The organism is Stappia indica, assembly GCF_009789575.1.
GTDB classification, from domain to species: Bacteria; Pseudomonadota; Alphaproteobacteria; order Rhizobiales; family Stappiaceae; genus Stappia; species Stappia indica_A.
On record NZ_CP046908.1, the window covers coordinates 2,112,103 to 2,131,895 of the forward strand.

Annotated in this window: 15 protein-coding genes and 1 tRNA gene; 11 read left to right on the forward strand and 5 right to left on the reverse strand. The window is 67.4% G+C overall.

Annotation, left to right across the window (positions count from 1 at the left end; translation table 11 throughout):
- The first annotated feature begins 40 nt into the window (after positions 1 to 40).
- The 5 genes from GH266_RS09940 (at position 41) to GH266_RS09960 (ending at position 5,788) form a co-directional block, all read left to right on the forward strand.
- The gene (locus GH266_RS09940; RefSeq protein ID WP_158193772.1) at positions 41 to 2,806 is read left to right on the forward strand and encodes a hybrid sensor histidine kinase/response regulator; all 2,766 of its coding nucleotides are present in this window, start codon (positions 41 to 43) and stop codon (positions 2,804 to 2,806) included.
- A complete protein-coding gene (locus GH266_RS09945; protein ID WP_067218805.1) occupies positions 2,803 to 3,282 on the forward strand; it encodes a chemotaxis protein CheW in 480 nt (159 codons plus the stop codon). The genes GH266_RS09940 and GH266_RS09945 overlap by 4 nt, the downstream gene beginning before the upstream one ends.
- A gap of 46 nt (positions 3,283 to 3,328) precedes the next feature.
- Positions 3,329 to 3,694, forward strand: coding sequence for a response regulator (locus tag GH266_RS09950; protein WP_158193773.1), 366 nt, complete (start codon positions 3,329 to 3,331; stop codon positions 3,692 to 3,694).
- An 85-nt stretch (positions 3,695 to 3,779) separates the two neighbouring features.
- Positions 3,780 to 4,928 carry a protein-glutamate methylesterase/protein-glutamine glutaminase gene (locus GH266_RS09955; protein ID WP_158193774.1) on the forward strand — a complete coding sequence of 383 codons (1,149 nt, stop codon included), beginning with the start codon at positions 3,780 to 3,782 and terminating at the stop codon, positions 4,926 to 4,928.
- Entirely contained in the window at positions 4,925 to 5,788 is an 864-nt protein-coding gene (locus GH266_RS09960) for a CheR family methyltransferase (RefSeq protein ID WP_158193775.1), read from the forward strand. Before GH266_RS09955 ends, GH266_RS09960 begins: the two co-directional genes overlap by 4 nt.
- 252 nt (positions 5,789 to 6,040) lie before the next feature.
- Here the strand turns inward: GH266_RS09960 and GH266_RS09965 are convergent.
- Positions 6,041 to 6,116: transfer RNA gene (locus GH266_RS09965), tRNA-Glu, on the reverse strand.
- Between the two features lie 212 nt (positions 6,117 to 6,328).
- On the reverse strand, positions 6,329 to 6,688 hold the full coding sequence (locus GH266_RS09970; RefSeq protein ID WP_158193776.1) for a hypothetical protein: 360 nt from the start codon (positions 6,686 to 6,688) through the stop codon (positions 6,329 to 6,331).
- On the opposite strand from GH266_RS09970, the gene GH266_RS09975 reads away from it, so the two are divergent.
- The 3 genes from GH266_RS09975 (at position 6,687) to GH266_RS09985 (ending at position 11,146) form a co-directional block, all read left to right on the forward strand.
- Positions 6,687 to 7,724 (forward strand): RluA family pseudouridine synthase, encoded by a 1,038-nt coding sequence (locus tag GH266_RS09975; RefSeq protein WP_158193777.1) that lies wholly within the window; start codon positions 6,687 to 6,689, stop codon positions 7,722 to 7,724. The genes GH266_RS09970 and GH266_RS09975 overlap by 2 nt on opposite strands.
- A 158-nt stretch (positions 7,725 to 7,882) precedes the next feature.
- Positions 7,883 to 8,785: an RNA polymerase sigma factor RpoH gene (rpoH, locus tag GH266_RS09980; protein ID WP_158193778.1), complete on the forward strand. Its 903-nt coding sequence runs from the start codon at positions 7,883 to 7,885 to the stop codon at positions 8,783 to 8,785.
- A 162-nt stretch (positions 8,786 to 8,947) separates the two neighbouring features.
- Entirely contained in the window at positions 8,948 to 11,146 is a 2,199-nt protein-coding gene (locus tag GH266_RS09985; RefSeq protein WP_158193779.1) for a CHASE2 domain-containing protein, read from the forward strand.
- Here the strand turns inward: GH266_RS09985 and GH266_RS09990 are convergent.
- Entirely contained in the window at positions 11,143 to 12,090 is a 948-nt protein-coding gene (locus tag GH266_RS09990; RefSeq protein ID WP_158193780.1) for a DMT family transporter, read from the reverse strand. The two genes, GH266_RS09985 and GH266_RS09990, sit on opposite strands and share 4 nt — an antisense overlap.
- A gap of 177 nt (positions 12,091 to 12,267) precedes the next feature.
- Here GH266_RS09990 and GH266_RS09995 point away from each other — a divergent pair, with 177 nt between their 5' ends.
- The 3 genes from GH266_RS09995 to GH266_RS10005 all read left to right on the forward strand — a co-directional run bounded on the left by GH266_RS09995 (position 12,268) and on the right by GH266_RS10005 (position 16,819).
- Entirely contained in the window at positions 12,268 to 13,536 is a 1,269-nt protein-coding gene (locus tag GH266_RS09995) for an MFS transporter (protein ID WP_158193781.1), read from the forward strand.
- Between the two features lie 162 nt (positions 13,537 to 13,698).
- Positions 13,699 to 14,988, forward strand: coding sequence for an adenylosuccinate synthase (locus tag GH266_RS10000; protein WP_158193782.1), 1,290 nt, complete (start codon positions 13,699 to 13,701; stop codon positions 14,986 to 14,988).
- 61 nt (positions 14,989 to 15,049) lie between these two features.
- Positions 15,050 to 16,819, forward strand: coding sequence for a hypothetical protein (locus GH266_RS10005; RefSeq protein ID WP_158193783.1), 1,770 nt, complete (start codon positions 15,050 to 15,052; stop codon positions 16,817 to 16,819).
- Between the two features lie 102 nt (positions 16,820 to 16,921).
- Here the strand turns inward: GH266_RS10005 and serA are convergent, their stop codons facing one another.
- Together serA and GH266_RS10015 are read right to left on the reverse strand one after the other, a co-directional pair.
- Positions 16,922 to 18,508 carry a phosphoglycerate dehydrogenase gene (gene serA, locus GH266_RS10010; protein ID WP_158193784.1) on the reverse strand — a complete coding sequence of 529 codons (1,587 nt, stop codon included), beginning with the start codon at positions 18,506 to 18,508 and terminating at the stop codon, positions 16,922 to 16,924.
- A gap of 98 nt (positions 18,509 to 18,606) precedes the next feature.
- Complete coding sequence (locus GH266_RS10015) at positions 18,607 to 19,782, reverse strand: phosphoserine transaminase (protein WP_158193785.1); 1,176 nt, start codon at positions 19,780 to 19,782, stop codon at positions 18,607 to 18,609.
- Positions 19,783 to 19,793 lie beyond the last annotated feature (11 nt).

Below are 19,793 nucleotides of genomic sequence, written 5' to 3' on the forward strand. Positions count from 1 at the left end.
TCCGGATCGTGTACCAGTAACCAGTCGGGTGAGTGTGGCCATGGACGACCTGCTTAGCGAGTTCCTCACAGAAACGAACGAGAGCCTGGATGTCGTCGACGTCGAGCTCGTGAAGTTCGAGCAGGAACCGAACAACGCGAAAATTCTCGATAACGTTTTCCGGCTCGTTCACACGATCAAGGGCACGTGCGGCTTCCTTGGCCTGCCCCGGCTGGAGGCCCTCGCCCATGCCGGCGAGACGCTGATGGGCAAGTTCCGCGACGGCGCCAAGGTGACGCCCGACGCGGTCTCGCTCATTCTCTCCTCCATCGACCGGATCAAGGAGATCCTGGCCGAGCTGGAGGCCGCCAACGGCACCGAGCCCGCAGGCAGCGACCACGACCTGATCTCCGAGCTGGAGCGCATGGCGCTGGAAGCCGACACCCGCGGCAGCGCTGCCGCCGACGACACGGCCGAGGCCGAAGACGACGGCGTGGCCCGCGGCGAACTGGTCGAGCAGGTGCTGGAGCGCCCGCTGCGTATCGGCGAAGTCTCGCTCGACGAACTGGAGCGTGCCTTCCGCGAGGCCGAAGTCGAGGTCGAACTCCCCGTTTCCGCTGCCCTGACCGAAATCGAGGCCGATGCCGAGATGGAGGCGGAAGCCGCCCCGCCGGCACCGCTCGCCCCCCGCGGCCGTGCCCGCGAGGAAGACGCGGCTCCGCGCGAGACCGCCGACAAGGGCGAGAAGAAGGCCTCCGTGTCGAGCCAGTCGATCCGCGTGGCGGTCGAGACGCTCGAGCATCTGATGACGATGGTCTCCGAGCTGGTCCTTACCCGCAACCAGTTGCTCGAGATCTCCCGCCGTCACGAGGATTCCGAATTCAAGGTGCCGTTGCAGCGCCTGTCGAACGTCACGGCCGAGCTGCAGGAAGGCGTCATGAAGACGCGCATGCAGCCGATCGGCAATGCCTGGCAGAAGCTGCCGCGCATCGTCCGCGATCTCAGCCAGGAACTCGACAAGCCGATCGAGCTGGAGATGATCGGCGCCGAGACCGAGCTCGACCGCCAGGTGCTCGAGCTGATCAAGGACCCGCTCACCCACATGATCCGCAACTCCGCCGATCATGGGCTGGAGATGCCGTCCGACCGCCGTGCCGCCGGCAAGTCGGAGAAGGGCACGATCACCCTGTCCGCCTATCATGAAGGCGGCCATATCATCATCGAGGTCAAGGACGACGGTCGCGGCATCGATGTCGACCGGGTCAAGGCCAAGGTGCTGGAGCGCGGGCTCGCCACCGAGGCCGAGCTCGACAAGATGACGGATCAGCAGATCCACAAGTTCATCTTCCACGCAGGCTTCTCCACGGCGCAGAACATCACCAGCGTTTCCGGCCGCGGCGTCGGCATGGACGTGGTGCGCAACAACGTGGAGCTGATCGGCGGCACCATCGACCTGCGCTCGGTCCCGGGTCGCGGTTCGAGCTTCATCATCAAGATCCCGCTGACGCTCGCCATCGTCTCGGCCCTGATCGTCGAGGCCGGCGGCGACCGCTTCGCCATCCCGCAGCTGTCGGTGGTCGAGCTGGTGCGCGTCCAGTCCAACTCCGAGCACCGCATCGAGCGCATCAAGGACACGCCTGTCCTGCGCCTGCGCAACAAGCTGCTGCCGCTGGTGCACATGTCCCAGCTGCTCGGCGTCGGACCCAATGACGGCGACCAGGAGATCGAGTCCGACACCGGCTTCATCGTGGTGATGCAGGTCGGCAGCCAGACCTTCGGCGTCGTCGTCGACGGCGTGTTCCATACCGAGGAAATCGTCGTCAAGCCGATGTCCTCCATGCTGCGCAACCTGACCATGTTCTCCGGCAACACCATCCTGGGCGACGGTGCGGTGATCATGATCATCGATCCGAACGGCGTCGCCTCGGCCATGGCAAGCCATGCCTCCAGCGTCGTCGCCGAGAACGAGCGCAAGGAAGCCGAGGAAGCCATGACCTCCGCCCTCGACGGGCAGTCGACCGTGTCGATGCTGCTGTTCCGCGCCGGCTCGCCCGAGCCCAAGGCGGTGCCGCTGTCGCTGGTCACCCGTCTGGAGGAGTTCGAAGTCTCCAAGATCGAGCATTCCAACGGCCGGGACCTCGTCCAGTATCGCGGCTCGCTGATGCCGCTGGTCTATATCGAGGCCTCCCAGACCCGCCGCGGCGAAGGCACCCAGCCGATGCTGGTCTTCTCCGACGCCGGCCGCTCCATGGGCCTCGTCGTCGACGAGATCGTCGACATCGTCGAGGACCGCATGAACATCGAGGTCGGCTCCGACCGGGCCGGTATCCTGGGATCGGCGGTCATCAAGGACAAGGCGACCGAGATCATCGACCTCGGCTACTACCTGCCGCAGGCCTTCGAGGACTGGTTCATGCGCAAGGAGATGGACATCGCCGCGCTGACCAAGAAGGTCCTTCTGGTCGACGACAGCGCCTTCTTCCGCAACATGCTGACGCCCGTCCTCAAGGCGGCCGGCTATGACGTCACCGCCGTCAACGGCGCGCGCCAGGCCTTCGAGCTGCTGGAGAACGGCGACACGTTCCAGGCGATCGTCAGCGACATCGAGATGCCGGAAATCAACGGCTTCGAGTTCTGCGAGGCCCTGCGTCGCGATCCGCGCTTCCGCAAGATGCCGGTTCTGGCGCTGTCGGCCGTGGTCTCCCCGGCCTCCATCGAGCGCGGCCGTCAGGCCGGTTTCGACGACTATGTGGCGAAGTTCGACCGTCCGGGGCTGATCGCCTCGCTGAAGGATCTGTTCGCTGGTGAAATGGGAATTGCGGCATGAGGCACAACGACAATCTCGCGGCCGGTATCGACGATACCATCCAGTATGTCACCGTCATCATCGGCGGCCAGCTCTTCGGCCTGCCGATCAGCCAGGTGCATGACGTCTTCGTTCCCGAGAGCGTGACCCGCGTGCCGCTGGCCGCTCCGGAAGTGGCCGGCGTGCTCAACCTGCGCGGCCGCATCGTCACGGCGATCGACATGCGCAAGCGCCTGCACCTGCCGGCCAGGGACGCAAACGCCCAGGTCATGGCGGTCGGCATCGAGCACAAGGGCGAGAGCTACGGCCTCGTCATCGACCAGGTCGGCGAGGTCCTGCGCCTGTCGAACGACTCGATGGAGCCGAACCCGTCCAACCTCGACAAGCGCTGGGCTGAGATTTCCGGCGGCGTACACCGGCTCGACGGCAAGCTGATGATCATTCTCGACGTCACCCGCCTCTTCGGAGCGATGTTCGAGCCCATGGCTGCGGCCTGACGCGACCACACCGCCGAAAAGAAACCCGGCACTCGGGAGAACAGAAATGAAGCACTGTCTGGTCGTCGACGACTCAAGCGTCATCCGCAAGGTCGCCCGCCGCATTCTCGAAGACCTGTCCTTCGAGATTTCGGAGGCCGAGGACGGACTGAAGGCCCTGCAGGCCTGCCGCGAGCGCATGCCCGACGCGATCCTGCTGGACTGGAACATGCCGGAGATGGACGGTTTGGAGTTCCTGCTGGCGCTGCGCAAGGAGTATGGCGGCGAAAAGCCCGTCGTGGTCTTCTGCACGACAGAGAACGACGTGGCCCATATCACCCGCGCCATGCGCGCCGGCGCCAACGAGTACATCATGAAGCCGTTCGACAAGGACATCGTGGAAGCGAAGTTCCAGGAAGCCGGGCTGCTGTAACCCCTCTGCAGGGCTGTACCACATGAACGCCAGTTCTTCAGCGCCGGCCCCAAGGGACGGCGCCAGGGCGGATTGTATCCGCGTCATGGTTGTCGACGACTCCGTCGTCATCCGTGGACTGCTCAGCCGCTGGGTCGAGGCGGACCCGGCTTTGCAGCTCGTCGCCTCCCATCGCAACGGCAAGCTCGCGGTCGACGACATCGAGCGCTCGAACCCGGACGTGGTGGTTCTCGACATCGAGATGCCGGAGATGGACGGGCTGACCGCCCTTCCCCTGATGCTGCGCAAGAAGCGCGACCTCATCGTCGTGATGGCCTCGACGCTGACCCGCCGCAACGCCGAGGTCAGCCTGCGCGCCCTCTCGCTCGGGGCCCAGGACTACGTCCCCAAGCCGGAATCGACCAGCGAGGTCACGACCTCGATCGACTTCCGCCGCGAGCTCATCGACAAGGTGAAGGCGCTCGGCCAGCGTCGCCGCGGCGGCGGAGCCTCTGCCGGCGGACGCATGATGCGCGCCCAGACGGCCGCCGGGCGGACCGCCTCGCAGGCCCCGGCCGGTGCGACGCCGGCCGGCTATACCCGCCTTGCAGCCGGCGCGGCGGGCGCGCCCGCAGCCCCTGCAATCCGCACCCGCGCCTATTCCAGCGCCCGCCCGCGCATCCTTGCCATCGGCTCGTCGACCGGCGGTCCGCAGGCGCTGCAGCAGCTCTTCACCGACATCGGCACCTCGATCCGCGAAGTGCCGGTGGTGCTGACCCAGCACATGCCGCCGACCTTCACCGCCATTCTCGCCGAGCACATCGCCAAGGCGGCGCTCCGCCCGGCCAAGGAAGCCGACAACGGCGAGGTGCTCAAGCCCGGCCATATCTACGTGGCGCCGGGCGGCCTGCACATGACGTTGGACAAGGACGGCGGCCAGGTCGTGGCGCGTCTGAACGACAGCCCGCCGGTGAATTTCTGCAAGCCCGCGGTCGACCCGCTGTTCGACAGCGTCGCCAAGATCTACGGCTCCGCCACCCTGGCGGTGGTGCTGACCGGAATGGGACATGACGGCGCCGCCGGAGTGCGCACCATCGCCGCCGGCGGTGGCAGCATCATCGCACAGGACGAGGCGACCAGCGTGGTATGGGGCATGCCCGGCGCGGCAGCGCAGACGGGCATGTGTTGCGAGATCCTGCCGATCACCCGCATCGGCCCCAAGATCTCCGGATTGTTGAGTGGAGGCCCCAGGTGATTGCGTCACAATTCGAGTATCTCAAGCAGTTCCTGAAGGCCAAGTCCGGGCTGATCCTGACCAACGAGAAGCAGTACCTGGTGGAAAGCCGGCTGCTGCCGGTGGCACGACGTCACAATCTCGCCGGTCTGTCCGAGCTCGTTCAGGCGATGCAGAAGCCGACCGGGGCACAGCTGTGCGTCGAGGTGGTCGAAGCCATGACCACCAACGAGTCGTTCTTCTTCCGTGACGGCACGCCGTTCCAGCATTTCCGCGAAGTGATGCTTCCGGCCATGCTGAAGGCGCGCGCCGACCGCCGGACCATCCGAATCTGGTGCGCGGCCGCCTCCACCGGCCAGGAGCCCTACTCGCTCGCCATCTGCCTGAAGGAGGCCGCGCAGAAGATCGCCGGCTTCCGTGTCGAGATCATCGGCACCGACCTGTCGAACGAGGTCCTGGAAAAGGCGAAGACCGGCATCTACAGCCAGTTCGAGGTCCAGCGCGGCCTGCCGATCCAGATGCTGCTGAAATATTTCACCCAGAAGGGCGACCTGTGGCAGGTCAACCCGGAGCTGCGCTCCATGGTGCAGTGGCGCAAGCTCAACCTGCTGGAGAATTTTTCCACGCTCGGCTCCTTCGACATCGTCTACTGCCGCAACGTGCTGATCTATTTCGACCAGCCGACCAAGGTGGACGTGTTGCAGCGGATCTCCAAGCAGATGCCGGCCGATGGCTACCTGGTGCTGGGCGCGGCCGAGACCGTTGTCGGCCTGACCGACGCCTTCCGGCCGGTGCCGGAGTTGCGCGGCCTCTATCAGCCCTCTGCCGCGACCGGGACGCAGGGACTTGCCGCGCGCTCGCGCTTCCAGGTCGCCGGCTGAAGCGCCCGCAAACCACGCTTGCACGAACACGAAACGCCGGCGCCCTGCGCCGGCGTTTTGCATTGCCCAGCGTTTTGCACTGCCCGGCGTTTGCATTGCGAGGAATGCCTGCACGGAAAAGACCCGCCGCGCCGCATGCATTCGGCGGACGCGCGGAAGTTCGCCCCGGAAGGGGAAGTTGCCATCGATTTTTCGGAAGTTTCGTGGAGCCGGCGGCAAGTCGCTTGTCGTTCAAGCGCTCGCTGGAAAAGTTGGCACCCCCAAGGGGACTCGAACCCCTGTTTCCGCCGTGAGAGGGCGGCGTCCTAGACCGCTAGACGATGGGGGCGTCGGCCGGTCAGTTACGAACAGGACGCGTAGGTAGAACGCCCGCGCGCCGAATGCAAGCCCCATTTTTCGCAAAGCCTGTGGACAATGGAAAAAGAGGCGTTTTCGCGCGCCCGCGCCCGGCGCGGGGATGCGCCCTGCCTGCCGGGCGCCCGAGGGACGCATGCGGCAGGCAGGCCGGCAGATATCGGCTTGGTTCGGTTCGGGTCCGGTTTACTGCGCGACGAACGCGGTCTCGCCGATGAGGCGGCCGGTCGCCGCTTCCAGATGCAGCAGCTTGCTGGCGGTGCCGTCGCGCACCAGCAGGATCAGCCGGTCGCCCGACAGGACCATGCTTTCCACCCGCCCGTCCTTGCCGATAGCCACCGTTGCGGCTATATCGCTTCCGTCCGCCCGCTTGCCGCTTTCGGACAGCTTGTAGATGATGGCCGCGAGAACGGCCATGAAGCCGAGCACCATGACGAGGCTAGAGACGGCGAGCAGCCGCTTCAGCTTCGTCTGAACCCGTTCCATCGCCGGATCCAGCGGGGCTTCCGCGTCGCGGTCTTCGTCGTCCATTGCCGGATGTGTCATGTCTATGTCCATTGAAGAGGAAGGCGATGCCGACGGCGTCGCGACCGCAGCCCTTGCCGTTTCCGATGAGGATGCCGGCAGCCGCCTCGACGCCTGCCTTGCCCGCCACCTGCCGGAAATCAGCCGCAGCCGCATCCAGTCCCTGATCCGTCAGGGCCGGGCGCGCGTCGGCGGGCGGACCATAATGGAGCCCAAATACCGGGTCAATTCGGGCGAGGATCTGGCGCTGGAGCTGCCGGAGCCGGAGGAAGCCGAGCCTACTCCGGAAGATATCCCGCTGACGATCGTCTACGAGGACGATCACCTTGTCGTGATCGACAAGCCCGCCGGCCTCGTCGTCCATCCCGGGCCCGGCAACTGGAGCGGCACGCTGGTCAACGCGCTGCTGCACCATTGCGGCGACAGCCTGTCGGGCATCGGCGGCGTCAAGCGCCCGGGCATCGTCCATCGCCTCGACAAGGACACCAGCGGCCTGCTGGTGGTCGCCAAGACCGATCTCGCCCATCAGGGGCTGGCCGCCCAGTTCGCCGACCACGGCCGCACCGGCCCGCTGGAGCGCGAATATGTGGCACTGGTCTGGGGCGCGCCGATGCAGCTGCGCGGCACCGTCGATGCCGATCTCGCCCGCTCCTCGGCCAACCGGCAGAAGATCGCGGTGACCAAGTCCGGCGGCCGCCACGCCATCACGCACTGGCAGGTGCGCGAGCGCTTCGGCGCGAAGGACGCGCCCCCGATTGCCGCCCTGATGGCCTGCCGCCTGGAAACCGGGCGCACCCACCAGATCCGCGTGCACATGGCACATATCGGCCACCCGCTGGTCGGCGATGCCGATTACGGCGCGCATTTCCGCACCAAGTCGGCGCGCCTGCCCGACGAGGTCCGCGACGTGGTGGATGCTTTCCCGCGCCAGGCCCTGCATGCGGGCCTTCTTGCCTTCGCCCATCCGGCGACCGGCGAGACGCTGCGTTTCGAAAGCCCCCTTCCCGACGACATGGACACCCTGCTCAAGGCAATCCGGACGCTTTCGCCGTCATAATTTGCAAAATTATGTCCTGATATTGCCGAAATGAACCCTATATTGGGAAGTCCGGCGTGCCATTCGGGCGCCGAAACAGAATGCCCTGCGATGGCGGTCGCGCATCCGGCTCGGGCCGGCGCGACCCCGGAGGGATCGTTGGGAGAAAGGGTGCATTCATGGCCCAGAACATTCCGGCGCTGAGTTCCGGCGAAGGCGGTCTCAGCCGATATCTGGACGAAATCCGGCGGTTTCCGATGCTGGAACCGCAGGAAGAATACATGCTCGCCAAGCGCTACAAGGAGCATGGCGACCCGGCCGCAGCCGAGCGGCTGGTGACTTCGCATCTGCGCCTCGTCGCCAAGATCGCCATGGGCTATCGCGGCTACGGCCTGCCGATTTCCGAGGTCGTGTCGGAGGGCAATGTCGGCCTGATGCAGGCGGTCAAGCGCTTCGAGCCCGACAAGGGCTTCCGTCTCGCCACCTATGCCATGTGGTGGATCAAGGCGGCGATCCAGGAGTACATCCTGCGGTCCTGGTCGCTCGTGAAGATGGGCACCACCGCCAACCAGAAGCGTCTCTTCTTCAACCTGCGCCGGCTCAAGGGCCGCATTCAGGCGCTCGATGAGGGCGACCTTCGCCCCGAGCACGTGACCCAGATCGCCACCAAGCTCGGCGTCAGCGAGGAGGAGGTCGTCTCGATGAACCGCCGGCTCGCCGGCGACGCCTCGCTCAATGCGCCGATCCGCGCGGAGGCCGACAGCGGCGAGTGGCAGGATTGGCTCGTCGACGAGAGCGACAGCCAGGAGGCAATCTTCGCCCAGCAGGAAGAGCTGGACCAGCGGCGCAAGCTGCTCGGCGACGCGATGGAGGTCCTGAACGACCGCGAGCGGCGGATCTTCGAGGCCCGGCGCCTGTCGGAGGATCCGATCACGCTCGAGGACCTGTCGACCGAGTTCGGCGTCAGCCGCGAGCGCGTGCGCCAGATCGAGGTTCGCGCCTTCGAGAAGGTCCAGAAGGCGGTGCGCCGCGGCGCCCGCGAGCTGGAACAGCCGCAGGCCCAGATCGCCGGCCAGGCCTGACGGGCAGCAGCCCGTCCCGCCTCAGGTCGTTCTCCGGTCAATCGCAGTCCCGCGCCCCAGGCGCGGGACGCGCGTTTCCCCCAAGCCGATTCCCCTTTTCGGCCCGATGCTCTAACCTTCCCGCCAACGCGGTGCACCGCGGCAGGGGAGACGGAAGAGCACATGCGCATCACGCAACGCAAGCACCTGCTCGTGGCTGTGGCCGGGTGCCTGTTCCTGTTCGTCGTGACCGCATTGCGGGCCTACGATCCGTCCTTCGTCTCGACGATCCGTCTGATGGGCTTCGACGGATACCAGCGTTTCTGGCCCCGTCCGCAGGGTGATTTTCCCGTCCGCATCGTCGACATCGACGAGCGCTCGCTGGCCGTGCACGGCCAATGGCCCTGGCGCCGCGACACGCTGGCAGACCTGACCCGCGCGCTGACGGAACTGGGTGCTGCCGCCATCGCCTACGACGTGATCTTCGCCGAGCCCGACCGCCTGTCGCCGCATCGCTACGTCCCGGATCTGAAGCTGGGAGACGACGCGGCGATGGAAGGGCTCGCCGGACGCCTGCCCGACACGGACAAGGTCTTCGCGGAGGCGATTGCCGAGGCCCCCGTGGTGCTCGGCTTTGCCACCCTGCCGAACGCCGACGGCGGCAAGCCGGCCACCAAGGCCGGCTTTGCCCATGCCGGCAGCGACCCGACCGCCAGCATTCCCTCCTTCGCCTCCGCCCTGGTCAGCCTGCCGGTGCTGGAGGCGGCCGCAACGGGAAGCGGCGGCGTCAGCCTGTCGAGCCGCGACACGATCGGCATCGTGCGCCGCGTGCCGATGGTCTTCACCGACGGCACGGGTCTCTATCCCAGCCTGGTGATGGAAGCCCTCAGGGTCGCCCAGGGTGCCGGGACCTTCATCATCCGCTCCGCCGATGCGAGCGGGGAGCTGGGCGCCGGCGCCGCCGCGGTCACGGACATCAAGGTCGGCGCCCTGCCCTTCCCCACCACCGCGCAGGGCGAGCTATGGGTGTATTTCAACGAGGACCGGCCGGACCGCTACGTCTCGGCCGCCGACGTCCTCGATCCCGAAACGCGCGCAAGCCTGGCGCCGCAGATCGAGGGGCAGATCGTCTTCATCGGCACCTCGTCCGTCGGCCTCTACGACATCCGCGCGACGCCCCTCGGCGATCTCGTGCCGGGCGTTTCGGTGCATGCGCAGGCCGCCGAGCAGATCCTCGCCGGCACCTTTCTCAGCCGGCCAGACTGGGCGGACGGCGCCGAAATCATCGCCACCTTCCTGCTGGGCCTTGCGGTGATCGCGCTGATCATCGCCTTCGGCTCGATCTGGGCCGCCGTGGTCGGCGGGGTAATCGCCTTCTCGCTCTATGCCGGGGCCATCCACCTGTTCCGCACCCAAGGACTGCTGCTCGATCCGGTCTATCCGACCGCCGTGAACCTCTTCGTCGTCTATGCCGCGGCGACCGCCCTGCTCTACTTCCTGACCGAGCGCGAGAAGCGGTTCGTGCGGGCCGCCTTCGGCCAGTATCTGGCACCGGAAATGGTCAAGCGCCTGGAGACCGCGCCCGATGCGCTGCGGCTCGGCGGCGAGATGCGCGACATGACCATCATGTTCATGGACGTGCGCGGCTTCACCCCGATCTCCGAACAGCTGACGCCGACGGATCTGGTCGCCTTCCTCAATGCCCTGCTGTCGCCGCTCTCCGACGAGATCCAGGCGCATAGCGGCACCATCGACAAGTATATCGGCGACAGCATCATGGCCTTCTGGAACGCGCCGATGGACGTGGACGACCATGCCGCCAAAGCCTGCCGGACGGCACTGGAGATGGTGCGCATCGTCGACCGGCTGAACGCCGAGGACGCCTTCCACTTCCGCGAGCGGGGCCTGCCGACGCAGAGCGTGCGCATCGGCGTCGGTCTCAACACGGGCGAGGCCTGCGTCGGCAACATGGGCTCCAGCCGCCGCTTCAACTATTCGGTGATCGGCGATGCGGTGAACGTCGCGGCGCGGATCGAGTCCAGTTGCAAGGCGGTCGGCGCCGATTGCGTCGTCTCCGAGGATACCGCACGCGCGGCCAGGGGCTTCGCCTTCCTGGAGGCCGGCGCCATCCCGCTGAAGGGCAAGAGCGTGCCGATCCGTCTGTTCGCCCTGGTCGGCGATCCCGACTATGCGGCCGGCGACGAGTTCCAGGCTCTGTCGCAGGCCCATGCGGCAATGGTCGCGGCCATCGATGCCGGCGATCGCGAGGCGGCCCGAGCGGGCCTTGCCGCCTGCCGTAAGCAGGCGCCCGAACGGCTCGCCGACGTCTACGAGCGCTTCGCCGAACGCATCGAGGTGATGCCGCAGCAGGCGCCGGCTTAGGGACGCTCTCGTCCGGCCGCCCGGCGCTGCACCCTGTCGAAGGGGGCGAGAATGCGCCCGTCCAGCAGCACAAGCCCGAACAGCAGCACGCCCATCCCGGCCACCTGCAGCAAGGACAGGGCCTCGCCCAGCAGGCTTGCGGAGATCAGCACCGCCGAGACCGGGATCAGCAAGGTGACCAGCGAGGCGTTGGTGGCTCCGGCCTCGCTCAACAGGCGGAAGTAGATGAGATAGGCAAGCGCGGTGCAGGCCGTGCCGAGCGCCACGACCGAAGCCCAGGCGGCCGGCCCAGCCATGGCCGGCGTCCAGCCGCCCGGCACCGAGACCGCCTGCCACAGGGCAAGCGGCAGCAGCAGCAGGCTGGAGCCGGTGAGCTGTCCCGTTGCAGCGACCATGACCGGAACACCGCGAAAGCGGCGGGCGAAGGCGGCGGCAAAGGCGTAGGACAGCGCCGCGCCGAGGCACAGGGCCTGCGCCCAGGCCGGCTCGCCCGAAAGACTTGCCAGCGCCCCGGTCTCCAGCCCCGGCAACAGGAGCAGCGCCACGCCCGCAAAGCCGACGGCAATGCCGGCGACCCGATGCGCCCGCAGGGCCTCCTGGCGGAAGAGCACGGAGGCGACCAGCACCGTGAAGATCGGCGTCGTGGCGTTGAGGATCGAGGCAAGGCTCGCCGAAATGCCGGTCTGGCCCCACAGGATCAGCGAAAAGGGGATGGCGTTGTTGAGCAGCCCCATCACCAGGAACGCCGCGAGCATGGAAGGATCGCGCGGAAAGGCGAGCCCGCGCATCGCCAGCACGGCGTGCAGCACCAGCGCCGCCAGCAGCACCCGCAGAAAGGCCAGGACGAAGGGAGGGATCTCGACCAGCGCGATCTTGCCGAAGGGGAAGGTCGCGCCCCAGACGAGCGCGAGCACCACGAGCAGCAGCCAGTTCTTCCAGGTCATCTTCTTCCCTCGCAACCGGCATGTTCGCGCAAGGGCTACTCCGGGTGCCGACCTCCGCCCACCCGATTTGCGACGACGGCTGCCCATCCAGGTTGAAAAGTCGAAACAAGGGCTTGTGGCGAACGGCAAGCGGGGTCAGGATCGAATTTCCCGCCGCTGCCAGGAATGCTGGCTCGAATGCCCGACAATCCCGCCTCCCTCGCCTCCCGTCCGCTGCTGTTCCGCCTCGTGCCGCTGCTCGTCGCGGCCGGTCTGCTGCTTGGCGCCAACGGCGTTGCGATGACAGTGATCGCGGTGCGCGGCCGGCTGAACGGACTTTCCGACACGACCATCGGCCTGTTCGGCTCGGCCTATTATGCCGGCTTCATTCTCGGCGTCCTGGTCACGCCGATCCTGATCCAGCGGGTCGGCCATATCCGGGTGTTCTCGGCTCTTGCCGCGCTGAGCGCCATCTCCGTGCTGCTGTTGCTGCTCACCGCGCCGGGCCTGTCCTGGGCGGGCCTGCGCTTCGTCAGCGGTATCGCCTTCTGCGGCACGGCCATGGTGCTGGAAAGCTGGCTGAACGCGCTGTCCTCCAATGCCGAGCGCGGCCGGATCCTCAGCATCTATCGCATCGTCGACCTTGGCGCCGTGACCGGCGGCCAGTTCCTGCTGCCCGCCTTCGGGGCCGGCGGCTTCGAGATCCTGGTGGTCATCGGTCTCGTCTTCTGCGCCGCGCTGATCCCGGTCTCGCTCGCCCGCGAAGGCAACCCGCCGGTCTCCGACACGACGGGGATCAACTACCTGTCGATCTGGGTGATCTCACCTGTCGCCGCCGTCGGCTGCCTGACCATCGGCCTGACCAACGGCGCCTTCAGAACGGTCGGCCCGGTCTATGCCGAAGGCGTCGGCCTCGATGCCGACGGGCTGGCGCTCCTGATCAGCCTGTGGGTGATCGCCGGTGCCATCTTCCAGTTCCCGCTCGGCTGGGCCTCGGACCGCATCGACCGGCGCTACGTGCTGATCATGGCGACGCTGGGCGCCGGCCTCTCCTGCCTGTTCCTGTCGGGCGTCACCGCGGAGGCGGCGATCTTCCTCGGCGCCTTCCTGTTCGGCGGTTTTGCGCTGCCGCTCTATTCGCTCTCCGCCGCCCATGCCAACGACCATGCCGGCCCCGGGCAATATGTCGAGCTCGCCGCCGGGCTCACCATGTTCTTCGCGCTGGGCGCCATGGTCGGCCCGCTGATCGCTTCGGCGGTGATGGACCGGTTCGGCCCGACCGCCTTTTTCGTCTATACGGGCGGACTGCACCTGGCCTTCGTCGCCTTTGTCGGCCTGCGACTTCTCGTCCGGGGCGCGGCCCCGGCAAGCCATCGCGGCCGCTTCGTCTGGCTTCTGCGCACATCGCCGGCGATCTTTCGCCTGGCAAGCAGTCAGAAGGGCCAGGACAAGCCGGACCGGGAGTGACTTTTCCGCCGCGCCGGCGTGGAAAGCGGGTCTTGGGGCTCGTCAATGCGGACTGTCGCCGTTATAGTCCGCCTCGCAGTGCCCCGGTCGGCTGAACCGGGGTTTTTCGTGTGCGCTGGTGCCGCTGCCAGCCATGTTTGCCTGATCGAAGGAACGTCTCGCATGGCCAATGTCGTCGTCGTCGGATCTCAATGGGGTGACGAAGGGAAGGGCAAGATCGTCGACTGGCTGTCGGAGCAGGCCGACGTCGTCGTGCGCTTCCAGGGCGGCCACAATGCCGGCCACACCCTGGTGATCGACGGCATCAGCTACAAGCTGTCGCTGCTGCCCTCGGGCGTGGTGCGCGGCAAGCTGTCCGTGATCGGCAACGGCGTGGTGATCGACCCGCATGCGCTGGTGGCCGAGATCGGCCGGCTGGCCGAGCAGGGCATCCAGGTGTCGCCGGAGACGCTGGCCATCGCCGGCAACGCGACGCTGATCCTGTCGCTGCACCGCGAGCTCGACGCGCTGCGCGAGAACGCCGTCACCGGCACCAAGATCGGCACCACCAAGCGCGGCATCGGCCCCGCCTACGAGGACAAGGTTGGCCGCCGCGCCATCCGCATCATGGACCTTGCCAACCTGAAAAGCCTGCCGGCCAAGATCGACCGGCTGCTGGCGCATCACAACGCGCTGCGCCGCGGCCTCGGCGAGCCGGAAATCGATCCGGAGGCGATCTTCGGCGAGCTGGAAAGCGTCGCCGGCCAGGTTCTGCCCTACATGCAGACCGTCTGGGCGCTGCTCGACAATTGCCGCCGCGACGGCAAGCGCATCCTCTTCGAGGGCGCGCAAGGAACGCTGCTCGACATCGACCACGGCACCTACCCCTTCGTCACCTCGTCCAACACGGTGTCGGGGCAGGCGGCGGCCGGCAGCGGCCTCGGCCCGAACTCCATCGGCTATGTGCTCGGCATCACCAAGGCCTACACGACCCGCGTCGGCGAAGGTCCCTTCCCGACCGAACAGGACAACGAGGTCGGCGAGTTCCTCGGCACCCGCGGCCGCGAGTTCGGCACGGTGACCGGGCGCAAGCGCCGCTGCGGCTGGTTCGACGCCGTTCTGGTGCGCCAGAGCTGCAGCATCAACGGCATCAACGGCATCGCGCTGACCAAGCTGGACGTGCTCGACGGCCTCGACGAGATCAAGATCTGCGTCGCCTACGAGCTGGACGGCCAGCGCATCGACCACCTGCCCGCCTCCCAGGGCGCACAGGCCCGCGTCAAGCCGATCTACGAGACCCTGCCGGGCTGGAAGGAGTCCACGGAAGGCGCCCGCAGCTGGGCCGACCTGCCGGCGCAGGCGGTCAAGTATGTCCGCCATGTCGAGGAGTTGATCGGCGCCCCGGTTGCGCTGCTCTCGACCTCGCCCGAGCGGGATGACACAATCCTTGTCCAGAATCCGTTTCAGGATTAAGCCTTAAGACCGTGGACCGCGCCCTTGTGCGGTCCTGTGTGCGGCGATCACGAGTGGCGATATGGCAGATTACTACCCGGTTTTGAAAAAAACCGTCGCAGCGCTTCCAGAGAACACCGGAGCAGCCCGGCGCGAGATCTACCAGCGTGCGCGCAAGGCCATCGTCGCTCAGCTCAAGGCCTATGATCCGCCGCTCTCGCCTTCGGAAATCACCTCCGAGCAGCTGCGGCTGGAGGAGTCCATCCGCAAGGTGGAGGCGGAAGCCGCGCGCGAGACCCTCGGGTTTTCCGCAAGCCAGCAGCCTGTCGCAACGCCCCGCCCGACCGCACCGCAGCCGGCAGCGGCGCCCAAGCCGCCGCAGCCAGCAGCACGGCCTGCAGCAACCGACACGCCTGCGCAAGCCGCCAGCCCGGCGGCGCCCGCACGACCGGCTCCGGCACCATCCGCTGCGCCGGCGGCACGAGCCCCGGCCGCTGCCGAGCCGCCGCGCGACACGCTGAAAAGCGCCATCGAGGAAGCCCGCAAGCTGGGCGACGCCGCCGACCAGGCTGGACGCTCCGCCCGCGGCGCGCTGGACGGCGAACCGGCCCGCACCGCCCCGCCGAAGCGCGAGCCGACGCTGGGCTCCGACCCTTCCATCGGCGACGACACTGCGGGGCGCGGATCTTCTGCGCGCGGCAACCGCCTGCCGACGCCGGCGCGCGACAATGGTCGCTCGCTCCCCTATGACGGCGATCTGCGACCGTCGCGCCTTCCCGCTATTCTCGGCGGCGTCGCCCTCTTGCTGCTGGTCGTCGGCATCGGCGCCATCGGCTATTCGCAGCGCGACACGCTGATGAGCCTGTTCGCGGGCGACGACAGCGAGACCCCGACGAGCCAGCCGACGGCGACCACGGGCACCGACACACCTGCCCCCGCTTCCGACACCGGTACGGACGGAGCCTCTGCCTCGCGCAAGGATACCGCACGCCTGCTCGACGGGCCGGCACCGGATGCACGCCCGGTCACCACGACCCGCATCACCCCCAACGGTCCGCAAACCGATACGCTGGCACCGAGCGCGCCTGCTGCCGGTCAGGACAGCGGCGGCGTGCGCACCGTGGAGCCGCAGGAGCCGGCCTCCGCCCAGCCCGATGCTGCCGAGACGACCGAAGAGCCGGATGTCGTCGAGACGCCGCAGGACACCACCGCCGAAACGCCGGCCGACACCGAACCGCAGCAGGAGCAGGATACGCAGACGGCCGCGACGACCCCGGCGCAGCCCGACCCGACTGCAGCCAGCGATGCTCCGGTTGCCCAGCGCGCCATCCTTTATGAGGAAGGGGCAACGGGCGGCAGCGCCGGACAGGCCTCTGCCGGCCGCTCCGTGTGGAGCGTGACGGAAGAGACGATCGACGGCCGCGTCGAGACGGTGCTGCGGATGCGCATCGAGGTGCCGGATCGCAACATCGCCGCCAACCTGACCCTGAAGCCGAATCGGGACGAGACGCTGCCGGCGAGCCATCTGCTCGAAGTGCAGTTCGAACTGCCGGAAGGCTTCTCCGGGCAGGGCGTCGCCGAAGTCCCCGGTCTCGTGATGAAGACCACCGAGGAAGCCCGCGGCGATGCGCTGATCGGCGCCTCGGTCAAGGTCGCCGACGGCTATTTCTGGGTGGCGCTGTCGAACCTGCCGGATGAGCAGGAGCGGAACCTGACCCTGCTGCGCGACCGCGGCTGGATCGATATCCCGATGCTCTACGAGAACGGCAAGCGTGCCATCCTGACGCTGGAAAAGGGCACGCCGGGCACCCGCGCGGTGCAGCAGGCAACGGACGCCTGGCGCGCCGGCTGACGCGCAAGCAGCGCGCTGCAGACAAAGAGAAAGGGCCGGAGCGGCGATCCCGCTCCGGCCCTTTTTTCATGTCATGACGGGGCGCTGCTCGGCGCCGCCGGATCAGAACTGCAGCGGCTTTGCCTGCTTCACATGCGGCAGCGCCACGATCTTCGCCAGCACCGCCTCCGGCACCTCGCCATCCACCTCGACCAGGCAGATCGCATCCTCGCCCGGCGCCGTGCGGCCGAGGTTGAAGGTGGCGATGTTGACGCCCGCCTCGCCCAGCAGGGTGCCGAGCTGGCCGATGAAGCCGGGCTTGTCCTCATTGGTGACGTAGAGCATGTGGGGGCCGAGTTCGGCCTCCATGTTGATGCCCTTCACCTGGATGATGCGCGGCTTGCTGTCGGAAAAGACCGTGCCGGCAACGGAGCGTTCCTGGCGCTCGGTCTTCACGGTCAGGCGGATGTAGTTCTCGTAGGCGCCGGCCTGGGCGCGCCGCACCTCCTCCACCAGGATGCCGCGCTCGCGCGCCATCACCGGGGCCGAGACCATGTTGACGGTCTGCAGCAGCGGCTGCAGCACGCCGGTCAACGCTGCCGCCGTCAGCGCCTTGATGTTCATCTCGGCGACATCGCCCTCGTATTCGAGGCGAATGCTGCTGAGGCCGGTCTCGGTCAGCTGGCCGGCAAAGGAGCCGAGCAGTTCCGCCAGCTTGACGAAGGGCGTCAGGCGGGGCGCTTCCTCGGCCGTGATCGAGGGCATGTTGAGCGCGTTGGAGACCGCACCCTTCATGAGATAGTCCGACATCTGCTCGGCGACCTGCAGGGCGACATTCTCCTGCGCCTCGGTGGTCGAGGCGCCCAGATGCGGCGTGCAGACCAGGTTCGGCGCGCCGAACAGGACGTTTTCCGTCGCCGGCTCGTCGACGAACACGTCGACGCCGGCCCCGCCGACCTTGCCGCTCTCGAGCGCGGCACGCAGCGCCGCCTCGTCGACCAGCCCGCCGCGGGCGCAGTTGATGAGGATGACGCCTTCGCGCATCTTGGCGATCGCTGCCGCGTCGATGATGTTGCGCGTCTTCTCGGTCAAGGGCGTGTGCAGCGAGATCACGTCGGCGCGCGCCAGCAGCGTGTCGAGATCCACCTTCTCCACGCCGAGATCGATGGCACGCTCGTCGGACAGGAACGGATCGAAGGCCACCACCCGCATCTTCAGCCCGATGGCGCGATCGGCGACGATGGAGCCGATATTGCCGCAGCCGATCAGGCCGAAGGTCTTGGAGGTGATCTCCGCGCCCATGAAGCGGGATTTCTCCCACTTACCGGCCTGGGTGGACGTATCGGCGGCAGGGATCTGGCGGGCGACGGCGAACATCATCGCGATGGCGTGCTCGGCCGTGGTGATGGAATTGCCGAAGGGCGTGTTCATCACGATGACGCCCTTGGCGGAGGCCGCCGGAATGTCGACATTGTCGACGCCGATGCCGGCACGGCCGACAACCTTGAGCCGGTCGGCGGCTTCGAGCAGCTTCGCCGTTACCTTGGTGGCGGAGCGGATCGCGAGGCCGTCATACTCGCCGATGGCGGCGAGAAGCGCGTCCTTGTCCTTGCCCAGATCGGGGCGGTAGTCGACCTCGACGCCGCGCGAGCGGAAAATCTCGACTGCCGCCTCGGACAGCTTGTCGGAAATCAGAACCCTGGGGGCCATTGGCTAGTCTCCCTGGCTTGCCGACCGGCGGCCCCTTGCAAGTCTGCTTGCAAGGGAACCGCGATCGGTCATGTCTGTCTGTCGTGTGGGAAAGAGGCTCAGGCGGCCTTGCCGGGCGCCTGCAGCTGGCGCTCGAACGCCCAGTCGAGCCAGGGCAGCAGCGCCTCGACATCGGACTGCTCGACCGTGGCACCGCACCAGATGCGGAAACCCGAAGGAGCATCGCGATAGGCACCGATGTCATAGGCAACGCCGGCCGCATCGAGAGCCGTGGCCATCGCCTTGGCAAAGGCGGCCTGCAGCTCGGCATCGAGCCCGGTCACGCGCGGATCGACGATCCGCAGGCAGACGGACGTGTTGGAGCGGGTCGCCGGGTCGCTCGCCAGGAAGTCGACCCAGTCGGTGCACGCCACCCAGTCGGCGACCGCGCCGGCATTGCCGTCCGCCCGGGCGATCAGCGCCTTGAGGCCGCCGATCTCCTTCGCCCATTTCAGCGCGTCGATATAGTCCTCGACGCAGAGCATGGACGGGGTGTTGATGGTCTCGCCCTTGAAGATGCCCTCGATCAGCTTGCCGCCCTTGGTCATGCGGAAGACCTTCGGCATCGGCCAGGCGGGAGTGTAGCTCTCCAGCCGCTCGACGGCGCGAGGGCTCAGGATGAGCATGCCGTGCGCAGCCTCGCCGCCCAGCGCCTTCTGCCAGGAGAAGGTGACGACATCGAGCTTGGCGAAATCCAGCGGCTGCGCAAAGGCGGCCGAGGTCGCATCGCAGATCGTCAGGCCTTCGCGGTCGGCCGGGATCCAGTCGGCATCCGGCACGCGCACGCCGGAGGTGGTGCCGTTCCAGGTGAAGACCACGTCGCGCGTGAAATCGACGGTCGACAGGTCGGGCAGCTCGCCATAGGGCGCCTCGATGGTCCGCGTGTCGGCGAGGCGCAGCTGCTTGACCGCATCGCTCACCCAGCCGGAGCCGAAGCTTTCCCAGGCCAGCAGATCGACGCCGCGCGGACCGAGCAGCGACCACATGGCCATCTCGACGGCACCGGTGTCGGAGGCCGGAACGATGCCGATCCGGTAATCCGCCGGCACCTGGAGAACCTCACGGGTCAGTTCGATCGCCTCGGCGAGCTTGACCTTGCCCGGCTTGGCGCGGTGGGAGCGGCCCAAAGGCGCGTCGGACAGCGCCGCGGCCGACCAGCCGGGACGTTTTGCGCAAGGACCAGAGGAAAAACGGGGATTTTCCGGCCGAACGGCCGGTTCTGCATGCTGCGTCATCTGACTACCCT